Below are 16365 nucleotides of genomic sequence, written 5' to 3' on the forward strand. Positions count from 1 at the left end.
TCCATACTCCGTGAAAGGTATAATGTGAAGGGCAGAAATGAAATAAGGCGGAGCACGTAACGCGCTCCGCCTTGAATGTTTGGTCGTCTGGAAGGGGATTACTCGGCGGGAGCCCAGCAGATCAGTCCAAGAGAGTGGGGGTCCAGCAGCAGGGTGTGGCGGGGCATTATGCGCACGGTATACCCGAAACGTCCCGCCTGACCGGGTTGCGCTTCACCTTTATAGCGTATCCAGCCATCGGCTGTGGGGGTGTCTATCGGCTCCATCGGCGCATAACGTCGGTTGAAAAACTTGCCATCGTGTCCCACGGTGCCACAGTATATTTCCACACGAACATGTTCGGTGGAAATGCCGTTGAGGAAGACCTCGGCCTCAACGTGGAGGCTGTCGCCCACCACCAGTTGTTTTTGCGGGACTTCGTAGGTGACGTTGCGGATCTGGAGGCTGCTCCATTTCGTCATCAATTGCATGCGCCAGGCAGCCAGTTCCTTGGCAGGCTGAAATCCATCCTTTTCCAGCAGCTTGAAGTTCTCGAAAGCCGGGATGTAGGCGTGGTTGGCGTAGTCTTCCACCATCCTGTGCGAGTTGTAGATGGCGACCAGGTCCTTAATGGAGAGCTTCATTTTACGCAGCCAGGTCCGGGGCATGCCGGCAGCAGCGCGATCATAGAAATCGTGCAGCACTTCGTTTTCCAGGATGTTGTACAAGGTCTGACTCTCGACAAAATCCTGGTAGCCAGGGTCTTCGTATTCTTCGCCCTGCCCAATGGCCCAGCCTACACTGTTATCGGGGCGGTAGGCCTCATCCCACCAGCCGTCCAGGGTGCTCAGGTTCAGCACACCGTTGACCAGGGCTTTCATGCCGCTGGTGCCGCACGCCTCCAGGGGGCGTCTGGGAGTATTCAGCCAGACGTCGCACCCTTGCACCATGTGCTGCGCGATTTCCATGTCATAGTCTTCGATGAAGACCATTTTGTGGCGGCACTCTTCGCGGCGGCAAAACTCAATGAGTTCCTGAATCAGGCGCTTGCCCTCGTTATCCTGGGGGTGCGCCTTACCGGCGAATATAAACTGGATGGGGCGGGATTTGTTGGTAATGAGCCGCAGCAGGCGTTCCTTGTCCTGCAACAGGAGGTTGGCGCGTTTATAGGTGGCGAAGCGGCGTGCAAATCCAATGGTCAGGGCTTCTGGGTCCAAGACCTCGGCAGCCATTTCCAAAGTTTTACGGCGTGCGCCCTTTGCCTGAAGCTGTTTTTGCAACCGCATGCGCACATAGTCCACCAAGCGTGCGCGCAGCCGTTCGTGCGTGCGCCAGAGTTCGCTTTCAGAGATGTTTTCGGCCAGGGGCCATACGCGGGAGCAATCTGGCTCTTCGCGCCAGTTCTGCCCCAGATAGCGGTCATAGAGCTGGGCGATGTCCGGCGCCACCCAGGAGGCGGCGTGAACACCGTTGGTGATGGCGCCGATGGGGATGTCCGCAAGGGGGTATTGTGGCCATACGCGTTGCCACATGGAGCGGGATACATGCCCGTGCAAGATGCTGACGCCATTGTTGAAGCGTGAAAGCTTCAGGGCAAGCACCGTCATGCAGAAGGGTTCGCTGTCGTCGCGGGGGTCTTCGCGCCCCAGGGCAAGAAGCACTTTGAAGGCTAGGCCCATTTCACGGGAGTAGTTTTCAAAATAGCGCTGCATCAGCTCGGGCGGAAACCGGTCATTCCCAGCAGGCACAGGTGTGTGCGTGGTGAATACGCTGGTGGATGCGACCAGCTCCATGGCGGCTTCAAATGGCAGCGAATGGTTGCTCATGAATTCGCGGATGCGCTCCAGCCCGGCAAAGGCGGAGTGCCCTTCATTCATGTGAATGACCTTGGGCGCCAGCCCCAGTACGCGCAAGGCTTTTATGCCGCCGACACCCAGCAGTATTTCCTGCCAGATGCGCATTTCCAGGTCGCCTCCGTAGAGTTGGGAGGTGATCTTGCGAAAATGCGGTGGGTTCTCCGGCATGTTGGTGTCCAGCAGGTAGAGCGTAACGCGCCCCGCTTCTGCTTTCCAAATGCGTGCAATGAGCTCCTGCCCGGCCAAATCCAGGGAAATGCGCAAAGGCTCGCCCTTGCTGTCGTTGAGCAGCGTCAGGGGCATTTCCTCGAAGTCGTTGACAGGGTAGCGCTCCTGCTGCCAGCCGTCAGGGGTTAGGTACTGGCGGAAGTAGCCTTCCTGATAGCACAGTCCAATGCCGACAAGGGGGAGATTCAGATCGCTGGCGCTTTTCAGGTGGTCACCGGCAAGGATGCCCAAGCCGCCGGAATAAATCGGCAGGCAGAGTGCGAGACCATACTCAAGGGAGAAATAAGCGATGACAGGCTGGTCTTTTTCCTTGTCAGGAAAGGAAACAGGAGAAATCGTTTTTTCCAGATAATTTCGCAGGCTCTGGTGAACTTCCCGAAGGCGCTCCAGAAATATTTCGTCCTTGGCCAGTTCTTCCAGTGTCTGCTGCGGCAGATGGTTCAGGAACCAGACCGGGTTCCTGTAGCTTTGTTGCCAGAGGTTCTGGTCGATCTGGGTGAAGATGCTCTCGATGGTACTGTTCCAGGAGAACCAGAAGTTGTGCGCCAGCTCCCAAAGAGGTGTCAGGGAAGCCGGCAATTTGGGCAGAACGCTGAATACGTTGATAGGACGCATTGAAAATCTCCTTACCATTTTTTAGGGCGAATCCGGGGTTGCCCCGGAAGGTAGGTCGGGGTTATTAGTGTGCCAACAAAATGATCAACATTTGAATATGTTGTTTTCAGCCACATGCAAACCGCCATGTTTTGCATCCACGTAACGTGGCTAGCGGCAGTATGGCAGTATGGTTGTATGGTCTCGGTAAAATCACCGCTTCGAATAATATCCCAAAAACCCTTACGCCATTGCAAGCGGAAAAACCGCTTCAATACACTCCAGTAGTGTTACCCTTTGGCGACAAATCAAAGGATAGAACATGCAGAAAGAAAATCCAGCCCCTTGCAACGTTCGAGTACGCTATACGGAACAGGGCAAGCGCTGTTACGCCATGCCCGAAACGTGTGAACTGGGGCCCTGCTACGCCACCCCCGGTAGCATTGGCTTGGATTTGCGGGCCTGTATCGAAGAGGAATCCGTTGAAATTCCCGCAGGAGGACGCGTCAAGCTTGCAGCCGGCCTTGCCATTGAAGTGCAGCAGCCAGGCATTGCCGGATTTGTTTTTTCCCGCTCTGGCCTGGGCGCCAAACACGGCCTTACCGTTGCCCAGGGTGTAGGAGTCATAGACCCGGACTACAGGGGCGAGATCGTGGTCTGGATGCTGAATACCAGCCAGGAACTGCGCACAATTGCCAGAGGTGAGCGCATAGCACAACTCATTTTTTTGCCTGCGTTCATGGCATCACTGGAAGCTGTCGAATCTTTAGGGGATACAGCACGTGGTGCAGGAGGCTTCGGCCATACGGGGAAATCGTAAACAGAACATCTCTTCCTATCTTGCTTTAGCTATATTTTTTGAGTAGTGAGGTCAAAAGCTGTTGTACCAGAGGGCGGTATAGCAGCGACCTCTCGTCGGGCACGGCCCGCAACCGTGAATCATTAAATATGATATAACCCGGCGAAACCATCAGCATCTTCGGGGGTTGTATGCTAACTGCAAAGGGAAGAGTGGGGGCCGCCTTTGTGGCCTTGTTGTGCGCTTTTTTTGTATTATTACAATCAAGTGCGTCTGCTGAAATTTTTCATGGATGGGAATATGGAGACGGAACGCCAAGTTCAAGCTGGCTGGAAAGCTATAACTCCGGTCTCTACAGTGTGAAGTATGACAGTGAAGGACGAATTAGCGAATACACTAATACAGATACTGGGGTAACTACCTATATTTATTATTATGGCGATTACTGGGAAGAATACAGAGATGGTGATCTCATTGGGTATGGCACCATTACCTCTCTTTTGGATAGTCGCCCCACGCGTAGTGCAGAAGAGGAAAGCACCAAGGAAACATTGAAAGCGCAGACCCGCACGACCGTACGTCTCATCAAATCCCGCAGTGCAGCCCTTCTTGCTCCGAAGCCTGCTGGCGCTCCTGGCGTCAAGACCCAGGCGAAGATTGACAATGTGAAGTTTGGCGGCGCCATGGCCATGAGTTACCAGCTGAACCAGGACGACGTCATGGGCGGTCTTGCCGCTGGTGATGCAGCAGAGAGTTTTGAAAAGCTCGGCCTGGGCGTCTGGACTTCGGGCGGTTTCAGCTTGCTGGGCAACTCAGACAGCAGCACAAAATATGATGGCACCGCCTTTGTCGCCATGCTGGGTGTGGACTACATGCTGACGCAACGCACGGTCATTGGTATTGCCCTGGGTATTGAAGGCTCTTACCTGGATACCAATTTCAGCCATGTTTCTGGTGAGATGGCGAGCAACGGCTATACCATCGCCCCTTATATGTCCATTGCGCTTTTCGAAGAGCTTATCTTCGATATTATCGGCGGTGTGAGCTTCCTCTCCAACGGCTCCACCATGCAGCCTTATTATGATTCCGTACGGGTGATGATCAGCCCGAACCTGACCTACTACTATATCCTGGACAGCTGGTTATTCAGCGGCACCATGGGCTATACCTACGCCAGTGAAGACGGTTTCGACTATAAGCGTGATTCACCTGACAGTCTTTTTGATCTGCCTGATTACAACGGGCCTGTGCCGAATAATGCAAAGCCAGATACCATCGAAACAGGTGAACTCCGGTTTGGTGGGCGCGCTGGCTACGCATTTGGTTGGGGCATGCCGTATTTGGATGCCGCCTATATATATGATACCACCATCAGCACGAGTGATGACGATATGGATCCAGACGAAATGGAGGTCACCCTGGGGTTGGACCTTTACCCCACAGACAGTTTCATCGTCAGTGCAGAGGTGGCCAACAGCTTCTTCCGCCAGGACACCTACCTGGTGCGTTTTGGCCTGAACCTGCGCTACGAGTTCTAAAGCTTACGCATCAGACCTGAATGAAAAAACGCCCCCCGTATCGTTTCGATACGGGGGGCGTTACTTTTTGCAAGAAATGCTATTGGTGGTCTCCTGGCAGTCAGGGAAGCTCAAGAGTCTGTAAGATCCCCCTGGCCAAAGCCTCGTTGCCGGCCTTGTTGAAGTGGTCCCAATCGCGGGGGCCGTGGATAAGCTCCGAGTGTGCGGCCTTACGGATGGCATGGCGCGTATCAATGCTTTCCAGGCCCAATTGTGCGGCGGCTTTGCTGGTCAAATGCCACAAAAGCTCGCTGCGTTGGGTTACTTCCGGAGCAGGATAGAGGGTGGCGCCCCCGTAAAATGTGCTGACATCGGGAGAAGCCAAGTCGTAGCAGGCAAGGGGGGAAGGCACGTAGACAAGCATCACGCGGGGAAATTCCTCAGCCAGAAGGGCCAGGCTGGCCTGCATCACGGCAACGCCCCTTGCAATTTCCTGTCCTGACACTTCAAGCGGCGGTGATTGCAGCCTGTCCGGCAGAGGGATGACGGTTCCGTTGATACGGGCGGCATTCACCTCACCGGGGGGCACGATGGGCTCCACGTCCACATATTTGCGTGTAAATGTATTACGCAACGTGTCGCGCAGTACGCGTAGCAGCAAATTCCCAACGATGGGCTTTTCGTCCAGCTTGTGCGCCGTGCCGTCAGCTTCTTCCGTCTGCAGCTCCCGTATCAAATCAATGAGCTCCTGGCGGGCCTCGGGTGATGCAGCGGCTTTGTCGGCAAGGGCAGTTGCCTTTTCCTTCATGGCTTCCGGCACACGATTGTACAAGAAATCCAGATTGTTCTCGATGTCATTGCCAGCATAGAAGTACGCCAGCATCACATCTGGCTTGGAGGGTAAGCGGACACCGTGGCGTTCGAGCCTGCGAATGATTTGCAGCGGCTCAACGGCAAAGCCCTCAAAGCTGCCTGCACCGCTACGGCCGTACGATATCACATCTCTGCCAGTAAGGTCCTGCAGTACGTGGGCGCTATGAAAGCGGGCGTTGCGGTCGTACCCCTGGTCTATAAACCAGTCCCCCTTGCCTTGCGCGTAGGAATCCCCTGCAAGGGCGATGTACCCTGTGTCTGGCAGCCTGCCATTGAAGGAACTTTGCCCCAGAACGCGAAACTCCCTGACCATATGGTGGTAGGCGCCCTTTGGCAGGTGCGGCAGCACGTAATCGAACAGGAACAGCTCGAAAATCAGCCACACCGCCAGGACGCTGCAAACTGCCAACAGCAGGTTGCCAAGAGATTTCAGGGAAAAGAGTTTGCGCAACACGGGGGGACTCTCTTTCAGCCCAGAAAGGGGGCAAGCGCCGAGAGGGTGTCCCTGTCAGTAAAGTCAAAGCGCAAGGGGGTAAGCGTGATGTACCCTTCGGTCAATAAGGCCCTGTCAGTGTCTGGGCTCAGCTTTTCGGCGGGAATGATGCCGTCCAGCCAATAATAGGGGCGTCCCCTCGGGTCGGTACGGTTTTCGTACCAGTCGTGATACATGGTGCGGGTGTGGCGGCAGAGCTTCAAGGGTTTGGTGTCCTCGATGCTCTTGTCTGGAAAATTCAGGTTCAGCACCGTCTGTTCGGGCACTTCTTCCCAGGGGATTCGCTCCACGAGAAGGGCGGCGTAGGCGGCCTGGCCTTCCAGGTCTGCAGCAGGGTCAAAGCTGTCAAAGGAAACGGCCAGGGCAGAGCAACCAAGCATGGCGCCTTCCGTAGCGGCCGAGACAGTGCCGGAATAAAGGATGTCCACACCGACGTTGGCGCCCGCGTTGATGCCGGAAACCACCAGCTGGGGGCGCTCGCTCAGCAGCGTGCTCACGCCAAGTTTAACACAGTCGACCGGAGTGCCGTAGACCCCGAGCCCCTGGAAGTTCTTTTCGTTGAATTCCTTCACACGCAAGGGCATGCTCAATGTCACGGCGTGCCCCACTGCGGATTGTTCCGTCACGGGCGCCACCACCTGTACCTGGTGGCCTGCCTCTAATAGTGCATGATAAATGGCGCGCAAGCCATGGGCCTGGATACCGTCGTCGTTGGTCAGCAGAATGCGCATTGTCGGTTTCTCGGGTTTGGCGTATACAGCCTTGCGGTTTCGTTAGGTTTGACAATCTGCCCCCCTGCGGGGCAGTCTGTGGCGGTCATAAACCGCCGAAACGTCCGTAATCATGACCGGGAAGCGAAAAATGAGGTCCGTTTTCGTTACCGGGTATTACGTCAAGGCAATTGCTTTAGCAAGGATACTGCCCAGGGATGATACAAGAGAAACGCCAACTGGTGCGCGAGTTGCAGCCAGGCCAGGCCGTGGCCGATCTGTTTGTGCTGGCTGAAGCCAGGCAGGGGCAGGCCCGCAACGGGCCATACTGGTCACTGAATTTGACGGATGCAAGCGGCCGTATAGAGGCACGTATCTGGAGCCCCCAGAGTCAGGCCTATGAATTTCTGGAAGGCGGCTGGCTCGCCTTTGTGGAAGGACAGGCCGTGAGCTATAGGGATAAGGTGCAGCTCAATGTGGACCAGATTCGCCTTATCGATCTGGAAGAGGCGTGCGCTGCGCCCGAACCTGTGGATCTTTCCAAGCTCATTCCCTGCAGCGAAGAGCCGCCCAATGATATTCTGGAGCGCATAGAAGAGCTTTGCCGGCAGCATTTGCACTACCCCCCGTGGCGCAAGCTTGCGGCAAAGGTGCTGGGCGAAGAGGAAATCCGTGCGCGCCTGCTCAAGGCTGTTGGAGGCAAGGCCATACACCACGCCTATGTTGGCGGCTTGCTGGAGCATACTCTGGGCGTGATGAAATTATGCCTGGCGTTTTGCGATCTGTACCCCAACCTGGACAGAGAAATTCTGTTGACGGCTGCTATTTTTCATGACCTGGGAAAAGCCTGGGAAATCGGTGGCGGTCTGGCGCCGGATTATACTGATGCCGGACGTTTGCTGGGGCACATTCAGATGGGGCTGGAGATTCTGGAGCCCTTTCTGCAGAAATCCAAACTGGAGCCGGGGCTGGTTACCCATTTCAAGCACATTATCATCAGCCATCATGGCGAATATCATTTCGGCTCTCCTAAACGCCCCAAGACTGCCGAGGCCATGGCCCTGCATTATGCCGACAACCTTGACGCCAAAATGAACCAGTTCAAGGAAATTTACGCTGAAATGGACGAAGGGGGGGCAAAGACCGAAAACGGCATGCCAGAGCCCGGATGGTCCCCTTTCCAACGCTCATTGGAACGTTTTATCTACAGACCGCAGCAGACGCCCGGTCGCTTCAATGCACAACGTCGCGGAGATAAAAAGGAAAACCAATGTTTATTACCTTTGAAGGAATAGAAGGCTCGGGAAAGAGCACGCAAATCGCTCGTCTGGAGGCATTTCTGCAGCAGAGAGGGGTGGAGGTTCTGCGGACCCGGGAACCCGGAGGTAGTGAACTGGGTGTGACTCTCAGGCGCATTCTGCTGGACGTGTCTTCCAAGTCTTTGACCAGCAGGGCCGAGCTGTTTCTGTTGCTTGCGGACAGAGCCCAGCATGTGGCTGAAGTCATTCGCCCTGCTCTGGAAAGGGGCGCTGTGGTCATTTGCGACCGTTATGTGGACTCCACCACCGTGTATCAAGGGTACGGACGCGGGCTCGATCCCAAACGGTTGCATGAACTCAACGACATGGCGATCGGCGGCCTTTTTCCGGATAAGACTTTTGTTCTGGATCTGCCCCCCGAAGTGGGGCTCAGAAGAGCCTTCACCCGCAATTTTGAAACCGGCAAGTCAAAGAGCGAAGGCCGCTTTGAAGCCGAGAGCATGGATTTTCATACCCGGATTCGTGAAGGCTATCTTACCTTGGCTGCCTTCCACCAGGAACGCTTCACCGTGGTGGACGCTGCCCGTGACCCGGATAGCGTGTTCGAGGATATCCAGAAGGCCATGTCTGCCCTGCTGGAGAAATGAAAACGGCTCTGCAAGGCAGAGCCGTATGTTTGGTTATTTGATCAGGAAGAAACGGCATTCACAACAGGCACAGCAAAAGCCCCCGACTTGTTTTGCGGATGTCAGAGTGCGAGGTCTGTCCAGGGCAGTTTTTGCTGATTGACTATCCCCTGCGTTTGAGCGCATGGAAGTCGACGCTCACACCGGGATCGTTCGAGGGAAGATGGTGACAAGCCCTGAGCAGTAGCCAGGCCGAAAAGCAGAACAAGGCGACCAGGCCGCCTCCGATAAGCCATTCAAGGAGACTGATGTTGGCAAAGCTGCTCATGTATTGGGTCCCCTCTTTAGAGTTGGAAGTTATCGGCTGGAAACGTTGGCTTGGCGCATACGAAGCCTAGTGGCCTTCCGGTAGTTTCAACAAGCACATTTCTAACAAAAAGTCTAGTTATTTTTTAGAATTTAAGCCATCGTCTCGCAACATGCAACACGTTCGCTCTGAAATCTGACGGAGATATGGTATGCGATTGTTTGCTGTGTGCGCTTGTTTTATGTTGGCCAGCGTTTGATATAGTGGTGCTATTTTATGAAACTTGTCTTGAGCCTGATATTACTGGGGCTGGTGTTGCTATTGCCCCTTTATGTCGTCGCCGTGGTGGTGCGTTCGTTGCTCAATGGCCTCGATGGCGTTTTCGGCAAATCACTTGTCGCGGGCAAGGATGCAGCGCGCTCCGGCAGCCATAAATCCCGCACGCGCAACACCGTGCTGGGGTGGCTGTTTTCCGTAGTCCTCATCACGGTCCTTGCCGTTGGGTTGCCACAGCCTCCTGATCTGGACCGGGATATTTCGCTTGAGCTTGTGGAAAGACTTTACAATACAGGGCAATCCGCCCTCCGCATTGAATACTCCGATTCTCTGCTCAATGACTTGAAATTCGATGATGCGCTGGTACGCTCAATATGTGCTGGCGTTCCTGCCGTCACGTATGGAAGTCACCAGTACAACCTGCAGTGTGCAATGATGGACAATGCCGTTGTGGGTATAAATGTTTTGGATAGAGGGCGGGAGGTGTATTCCGGCACATGGGATCTGCCCTGAGTTGAAAGAGGGGAAGAGAGAATGGATGTTGTAGTCGTCAACGGCAGTCCGAGGAAGAAGTGGAACACTGCGACAATGTTGCAGCATTTTATGGAAGGAGCGGAAGCTGCCGGCGCCAGGTGCCGACTGGTGCATCTTTACGACTACACCTTCAAAGGCTGCATAAGTTGTTTTGAATGCAAGAAGATTGGCGGCAAGAGCTATGGCCGCTGCGCCGTGAAAGATGAGTTGAAGCCGCTTCTCGACACAATCAGGGAGTGCGATGTACTGGCCCTGGGGTCGCCAATTTATTTTGGCTCAGAAACAGGTGAGATGCGCTCTTTAGTGGAGCGATTGTTGTTTCCTTATCTCACCTATACTCCTGAGCGCGAGACATTATACCCGAAAAAGATACGCACAGCCCTGCTCTACACCATGAACGTCACGGAAGAGCAGATGCCACAGTTCGGCTACACCCCCATGTTCGAACGCAACAAGGCCACTATGTCATGGTTATTCGGCCATTGTGAGATGCTTCTTTGCACCGATACCTACCAGTTCAGCGACTATTCGAAATACAAATCCACTATGTTTGATGTTGCCGCCAAGGCAAAACGTCGAGATGAGGTGTTTCCCCAGGAATGCGCAAAGGCCAGGGAGCTGGGAAGCAGGCTGGTGCAGGAGCAGCGGGAAGGGCAGGGGGCGTAGGTCTTGGGCCGTGCTCCTCGCAATCAGGCGCGACTTCTTCTGCGTGACGCCCCCCGCAGGGTTCGTAGCAGGCCGGATACCCAGGCGATGATATTGTCACGGAACTTGAGCATCACCAATGCCAGAATGTTCATCAGCAGGCTGGCGATAAAGAGAATGGTCGCATTGTAAATGGATGTGTTCACGGTTTTCTCCGTGAAAAAGAAAACCTTCTCGCGCACAAACATGGGGTAGGCGTAATCCCAGCTTGTTTTAGGCAGGGCAAGTTCCACGTCCATGCCTTCCGGCAGACGCTGCTCCAGATATTGCTTCAGGCGGTTCTCACCCACGCTGATGGCGTCGTGCACGTTTTTGTTGCCGTACGCATACTTGTAATCCTGCCGAAACTGCTCAAGTTCATTGGATAATTCCCGCTCACGGTGTTGGTAGGCCGTATCGCCGTAGAGCTCGATATAGCTTTTGCGCGCGTATTTGAAACGCTTGAGTTGATCCAGCAGCTGCTGATGGCGTGAATCGTAGCTGTTCTGGGTTTCCTGCATGACCATCAGCCCTTCATAAGCCCAACGGGAAGGCATGAACTGGCAGATTTCCGGGATGGGGCTGTTATCGAAAAAAGTCAGGTTTTTGTTCATCTTTTCGTATTCGATAAGCGCCCCCCCAAGGATGATCTGTGGAATGAGAATCAGCGGCACCACGTTGAGTGCTGCCTTGGAGGTCAGTCTGGGCACGGAGGAAATGAGCAAACCTGCTGATATGCCGGCGTAGGATATCAGTGTGAGGTAAACGAGGTAGTGCAGCCACAGTTCCTGAATATCCAGGATAAAGAAGCCCAGGCAAATGAAGAGCAGGTTCTGCAGCATTGCAAAAACCAGCAGAACAACCATCTTGGCCGCCATGTAGCTGCGGTGTGTTATGTTCAGCATGCGCTCCCGCAGAAAAAGGGCCGTATCGCCAATGATTTCATCCACGCTGTTGGTCATCCCCAGAAAAAGGGAAACAATGACCGTTACGAAAAGAAAGGTCTTGAACAGATCGTTGGTATAAAGCGTGTAATCGCCTTGGGGCGTATATTTCAGAATAAAGCCGATACCCGCTCCAAGTAGGGGTGCTTCCAGAAATGTGATGAGCAGGTTGGCTCGATCGCGAAATTTATTGGTAAAATTGCGCCTGAGCAGGGTGAGGAACTGGTTGAAGCGTTCTCTGGGCGTAATGACGCGTTGCGGGGGCAGCTTGTCCCGCGTTGGCAGCTTCACGTTGCTGAACCAGGATGACACCACTTTGCGTCTGTATTGGCGCTTCCAATAGTCGGGTGAGTACTTTCGTTCGCCCAGCACCGCCCCGTCTATGTCCAGCAGCGAGTCTTCCAGGCTGTCCAGCAGCACGTTGGGCTGGACTGTTTTACAATGGGGGCACTCCACTTCCACAGGCTCTGCGGCCAGGGTCGCTTCCATGTGGCGCTTGAAATATTCAAGGGCGGAGTAGGCGGTGCCGTAATAGGCCATGCGCCCTCCGTTATCCAGAAGGATGACCTTGTTGAACATCTTGTAGAGCTTTGAACCGGGCTGGTGGATGACGGCCACGACAATCTTGCCGCTCAGGGTAATGTTTGCCAGCAGTTCTATGATTTTTTCAGAGTCCTTGGAGGAAAGTCCGGATGTTGGTTCATCCAAAAAGAATATTTCGGCGTCGGAGAGCAGTTCGAGTCCGATATTCAGGCGTTTGCGTTCTCCACCGGAAAGGGTCTTCTGGGTTGGTTGCCCTACACGGGTGAAACGCTTTTCCTTGAGTCTGATCTTATCCAGAACAAGGTCGATGCGCGCGCCCAGTTCTTCATCCGTTTTTTCAGGAAAGCGCAACCGGGCATGATAATACAGGTTCTCCCAGACAGTCAGATTGGGGAGCAACAGGTCGTCCTGGGGAACATAGCCAAAATAGTCCTTGAGGACTTCGTACTCTTTGTGGAGGTCGTGCTGGTCCACAAGCACGCGCCCCGCCTGGGGGGTAATCTGGCCACTGATGGCGGAAAGCAGGGTGGATTTGCCGCTGCCGCTTGGGCCCATGATGCAAACCAGCTCGCCGTACTCGATGTCAAAGGTAACATCGTCCAACCCATTGGTGCCGTCATCAAATGTGTAGCGCAGTCCCTCGGCAACCAGCTTGCGGAAGCTGAAGACAGACCGATGGAAGAAACCTTCATCAGGATCGAATTCAATGAAATTGTCATGTAGAAAAATGGTGTCGCCGTCGGTCAGTTCGCGACCGGATGGCGCGACTTTGCCGTTGCAATATATCTGATACGGGCAAGTGCCTTTTTCCAGCAGAAAGCGCCCTTCTTCGATGCGGATAGCCGCGCGCCAGCGTTCTGGCAAAGCATCGTGAATGAATATGTCGGCCTTGATATCGTTGCTGATGATGTAGCGGTTGAGGCCTTCGCGAATCGTAATTTCGCCCCTTGCTGAAAGGTAGTAGAAAGCCTCCCGCAGATCCAGGCGAAACCCGTTGACATACACGTCGTCATTGAGGTTCATGCGCGCCGCTGCACGCACGCGTCTTCTGTTGTGGGCAATGACGGCGTCCTGCTCCAACGGCTCCAGCACCATCTGGGATTGCTGGATGTTCAGGCGCAGCAAGCTTTGCGCACTTGGCTGATGGGAAAAGATCAGCTCCAGATCTTTTTGCTGCACATAGAGGCTCATCTCCAGCTTGTGAACCTTGTTGCGAAAGTAGACGATGAGGTCCTGGTAGCGCAGGTTGTAGTCGTTGATCCGGATATGAAAATGCTGCGTGATGCGTTTGGAAAAATTGGGTTTGAGGGGATTCCCCTCGACCATGACGCGGTGCAGGTCGTTTTTCGCGGTGATGCAGTAAAGGTTGTGAATGCGGTGCACCACCAGATCGAGGCCGGGGTAGGGCAGCCAGACATCAGCAGTCTCCACGTCCCCGGTGATGCGTAGCGTCAGGATAGAGGAAGCTTCCAATATTTCCGGGGGCTCCTCGGAAATACCGTAGGCATTCTCCACGTACGCCACGTCTTCTGGCGCGACATGCATGAGGGTTGCCAGTTTTCTGGCGGCCTGGATTTCTTCCGGGTTTTTGCCATCTGACTGCAAAAATTCACACAATGCCAGAAGATTGAAAACCTTTTCCTGATAGGAAAGTCGTTTGTTCAGGTCCTTGGCAAGATCTTCCGGGTAGGGCGGTTCAGCCAGTTCCTGCTCAAAACGAGCCGTGAAATGGTTCGTGATGTCTTCCGGGTAAAGACCTATATAAAACGTGCGGATGAAAGCTTTTTTTTCAGGGCTGGGTTGCCGCCCCCCTTGAGAAATGACGCAGGCAAAGGCCCGCAACATTTGCATGGCCAGGCTGGTTTCGAGTGCGCGTTCCGTTGCGCTGGTGAGCGGGGTATCCTGCATTGTCGGGAGTCGGTCTGCGTTGCATCGCCTGCATTGTACGCCGCGCCGGCGTGGGGTGTTGAAAAAACGCCGCCAGCCGGAGCATTTCCGGCCAGGCGGCGCAATTGTCTGTATCCCTTATTCTCGGTGCAGCGGGTTATTTGAACCCTGAAATGATGAACCAGTACCCACCCTTGGGGGAGGCGTCCACCATGGTCACCTTGACATGGTAAATACCACTCCACTGGGCAAGGTAAACGGCTTCAGCCTGGGGGGCGTTCATAATGTTGGCTGAGACCAGCTCCCAGTTTTCGTCATAAATGCGTATCTGCACGCCCATGACGTTTTCATCGCCGCTGACGTAGAAAAAGTACTCGTTACCAGCAGATAGTTGCGTGTCAAAATAATAGGACTCGCCTTTGTCCAGCTTGCCTATCTGAATTTCTTCACGAATATGGAAGCCGTCTTCATTGTAGACGTCCATGGCCTCGTAAGCCAGGTCACGGGCTTCGAGCCTGTCCGCCTCCCCTGGTGTCGCAAGGCAAACCACAATTGCCGCGGCGAGGAGGAGCAGGCCAAAAGCCTGCAACCGTGTATGTTTGAGCGGGCTCATCATTAGGCTATCCTTCTTCGATAAGGCTTACCAGTTCAGAGCTGATTTCGTGCAATTTTTCCACATTTTCCTGGGGCACGGGTTTCTTGAAGCCTACGTTAACCAGTACCATAATTTCCGGAAGTTTCGCACGCAATTCCTTGACAGCGGGGTGATTTTTATCCTCCCGTTCAAGAGCAGCCAGTTTGGTCTCAAAGTATTCCACAAGTCTGGGCTGGTAGAGGACGGAAGAGGCCGTGGAGTCGTAGCGTTCATTGAGTATTTTAGTCGTGGCGCGCAAGCCTTCCAGCCAGCCACCGGCGCTGACCAGCAATGCGACATCCTGATCGCCCAGGCGCTTGATCTCTTCCATCACGTCTTCACGTAGCGAATCAAGTTCCCGGTGCAGCTCATGCCATTTGTCCTGCTTTGAGAGCTCTTCAAAGGTCTTGCCCTTGTCCAGGATTGTTTCACGCACCAGAAGCTCTTCCGCAAGGGTGATGATAACTGTGATCATTTCACCCAGTCGGGATTTGTCTTTGGCCTGGATGGCCAGAAATCCATCGGCTGAGCGTACCCCAAGATTCAGGGCGCGCAGATAGTCGCTCGTGTAATCGTACCGCTCTGAATACGAGGCTGCGCCAACCCAGTTGGCTTTGCCAAGCTTGTCCAGAGCAACAAAAACTTCGGAAGGTGAGGGCAGCAACAAATTGTCGGCGAATTTGCCTTTTTCTTCTGGTGACAAGGCAACTCCATCGGCATTACCGGCTCCAGCAACCGTTCCGAACAAAACCAAGGCGCCCAGTATCAGGGTGCTCAAGAGTGTCGTTCTCATCAACGCTCTCCTTGTTCGCGTGATCGTTCCACGTCGTACCTATGGACGCGGGTATTCTCATTCCTATGTCAATTTCAAAGGTATTTCAACAAGTCAATGCTTCCAGTGAGTCCTGTCCCTGTCGGGAGTTTTCAAGCAAGGGAAAATACGCTACACCCGGAAACCGCGGGAGAATATGTATTTCCCTGGGTGAATGTAAATGATTCCCTTTGCCTGCACCGTTGGCTGGGCAGGGAGATAGCGAATATCAAGGAAGAAGACTGCCTTATAGTCTTTGGTCCTGTAAATAGTAGTGTAGAGGATATGCATGACGCAAAATGCTGATGAAAAGAAGTTTGGAAACGGCAGTGCTTTTTCCTGCAAAATGTGCGGCCAGTGTTGTCAGGGAAGCGGCGGCATCGTTATGGCCGAAAAAGACATCATGCGACTGGCAGACCACCTGGGCCTGCAGCGCCAGGAATTTTTGGATACCTACGCGGAGCTCAAAAACGGAAAACACCGTTTGCGGGTGAACGATGAAGAATACTGTGTTTTCTTTGAAAAAGGGTGCGGCGTGCACGAGGCAAAGCCCGATGTTTGCCGGGCCTGGCCATTTTTCAAGGGCAACATAGAAGACGCCTTCAGTTTGTCCATGGCCAAGGAATACTGCCCTGGCATAAATCCCGATATTTCTTTCAGAAAGTTTGCTGCTGCAGGCAGGGCTTTTTTGCTGGAAAACGGGCTTATTGCCGAGGAAGGACAAGATGATGAGCAGACGGCGAACGCTCTGCGCATTTCTTCTGATCCCGCTAAGTCCGGCCGTAATCCCTGATTGGCGGCGGAATAGGGA

14 protein-coding genes are annotated in these 16365 nt (G+C 54.1%); 7 read left to right on the top strand and 7 right to left on the bottom strand.

Features of this window, described 5'->3' with window-relative positions:
- Positions 1–98: 98 nt before the first annotated feature.
- On the bottom strand, positions 99–2678 hold the full coding sequence (gene glgP / locus ACZ5EH_RS14740) for an alpha-glucan family phosphorylase (protein ID WP_464274641.1): 2580 nt from the start codon (positions 2676–2678) through the stop codon (positions 99–101).
- 301 nt (positions 2679–2979) lie between these two features.
- Here glgP and dut point away from each other — a divergent pair, with 301 nt between their 5' ends.
- The gene (gene dut / locus ACZ5EH_RS14745; RefSeq protein WP_464274642.1) at positions 2980–3477 is read left to right on the top strand and encodes a dUTP diphosphatase; all 498 of its coding nucleotides are present in this window, start codon (positions 2980–2982) and stop codon (positions 3475–3477) included.
- A gap of 170 nt (positions 3478–3647) precedes the next feature.
- On the top strand, positions 3648–4994 hold the full coding sequence (locus ACZ5EH_RS14750; RefSeq protein ID WP_464274643.1) for an autotransporter outer membrane beta-barrel domain-containing protein: 1347 nt from the start codon (positions 3648–3650) through the stop codon (positions 4992–4994).
- A gap of 100 nt (positions 4995–5094) precedes the next feature.
- Here the strand turns inward: ACZ5EH_RS14750 and ACZ5EH_RS14755 are convergent, their stop codons facing one another.
- The gene (locus tag ACZ5EH_RS14755; protein ID WP_464274644.1) at positions 5095–6300 is read right to left on the bottom strand and encodes an SGNH/GDSL hydrolase family protein; all 1206 of its coding nucleotides are present in this window, start codon (positions 6298–6300) and stop codon (positions 5095–5097) included.
- Positions 6301–6314: 14 nt separating this feature from the next.
- On the bottom strand, positions 6315–7070 hold the full coding sequence (surE, locus tag ACZ5EH_RS14760; protein WP_464274645.1) for a 5'/3'-nucleotidase SurE: 756 nt from the start codon (positions 7068–7070) through the stop codon (positions 6315–6317).
- A gap of 197 nt (positions 7071–7267) precedes the next feature.
- Here surE and ACZ5EH_RS14765 point away from each other — a divergent pair, with 197 nt between their 5' ends.
- Together ACZ5EH_RS14765 and tmk are read left to right on the top strand one after the other, a co-directional pair.
- Entirely contained in the window at positions 7268–8344 is a 1077-nt protein-coding gene (locus tag ACZ5EH_RS14765) for a 3'-5' exoribonuclease YhaM family protein (protein WP_464274646.1), read from the top strand.
- On the top strand, positions 8320–8955 hold the full coding sequence (gene tmk / locus ACZ5EH_RS14770) for a dTMP kinase (RefSeq protein ID WP_464274647.1): 636 nt from the start codon (positions 8320–8322) through the stop codon (positions 8953–8955). Before ACZ5EH_RS14765 ends, tmk begins: the two co-directional genes overlap by 25 nt.
- Before the next feature lie 142 nt (positions 8956–9097).
- On the opposite strand, the gene ACZ5EH_RS14775 is transcribed toward tmk, so the two are convergent.
- Complete coding sequence (locus ACZ5EH_RS14775) at positions 9098–9262, bottom strand: hypothetical protein (protein ID WP_464274648.1); 165 nt, start codon at positions 9260–9262, stop codon at positions 9098–9100.
- Between the two features lie 255 nt (positions 9263–9517).
- On the opposite strand from ACZ5EH_RS14775, the gene ACZ5EH_RS14780 reads away from it, so the two are divergent.
- Entirely contained in the window at positions 9518–10030 is a 513-nt protein-coding gene (locus ACZ5EH_RS14780) for a hypothetical protein (RefSeq protein ID WP_464274649.1), read from the top strand.
- A 21-nt stretch (positions 10031–10051) separates the two neighbouring features.
- Positions 10052–10717: a flavodoxin family protein gene (locus tag ACZ5EH_RS14785; RefSeq protein ID WP_464274650.1), complete on the top strand. Its 666-nt coding sequence runs from the start codon at positions 10052–10054 to the stop codon at positions 10715–10717.
- 23 nt (positions 10718–10740) lie between these two features.
- On the opposite strand, the gene ACZ5EH_RS14790 is transcribed toward ACZ5EH_RS14785, so the two are convergent.
- From ACZ5EH_RS14790 to ACZ5EH_RS14800, 3 genes are all read right to left on the bottom strand, one after another.
- Positions 10741–14130, bottom strand: a complete 3390-nt coding sequence (locus ACZ5EH_RS14790) for an ATP-binding cassette domain-containing protein (RefSeq protein WP_464274651.1) — start codon at positions 14128–14130, stop codon at positions 10741–10743.
- A gap of 136 nt (positions 14131–14266) precedes the next feature.
- Complete coding sequence (locus tag ACZ5EH_RS14795) at positions 14267–14725, bottom strand: hypothetical protein (protein WP_464274652.1); 459 nt, start codon at positions 14723–14725, stop codon at positions 14267–14269.
- 4 nt (positions 14726–14729) lie between these two features.
- Positions 14730–15536 carry a hypothetical protein gene (locus ACZ5EH_RS14800; RefSeq protein WP_464274653.1) on the bottom strand — a complete coding sequence of 269 codons (807 nt, stop codon included), beginning with the start codon at positions 15534–15536 and terminating at the stop codon, positions 14730–14732.
- A gap of 307 nt (positions 15537–15843) precedes the next feature.
- Here ACZ5EH_RS14800 and ACZ5EH_RS14805 point away from each other — a divergent pair, with 307 nt between their 5' ends.
- Positions 15844–16347 (top strand): YkgJ family cysteine cluster protein, encoded by a 504-nt coding sequence (locus tag ACZ5EH_RS14805; protein WP_464274654.1) that lies wholly within the window; start codon positions 15844–15846, stop codon positions 16345–16347.
- The last annotated feature ends 18 nt before the right edge of the window (positions 16348–16365 follow it).

The sequence above is a fragment of the Desulfovibrio biadhensis genome (genome assembly GCF_055388615.1).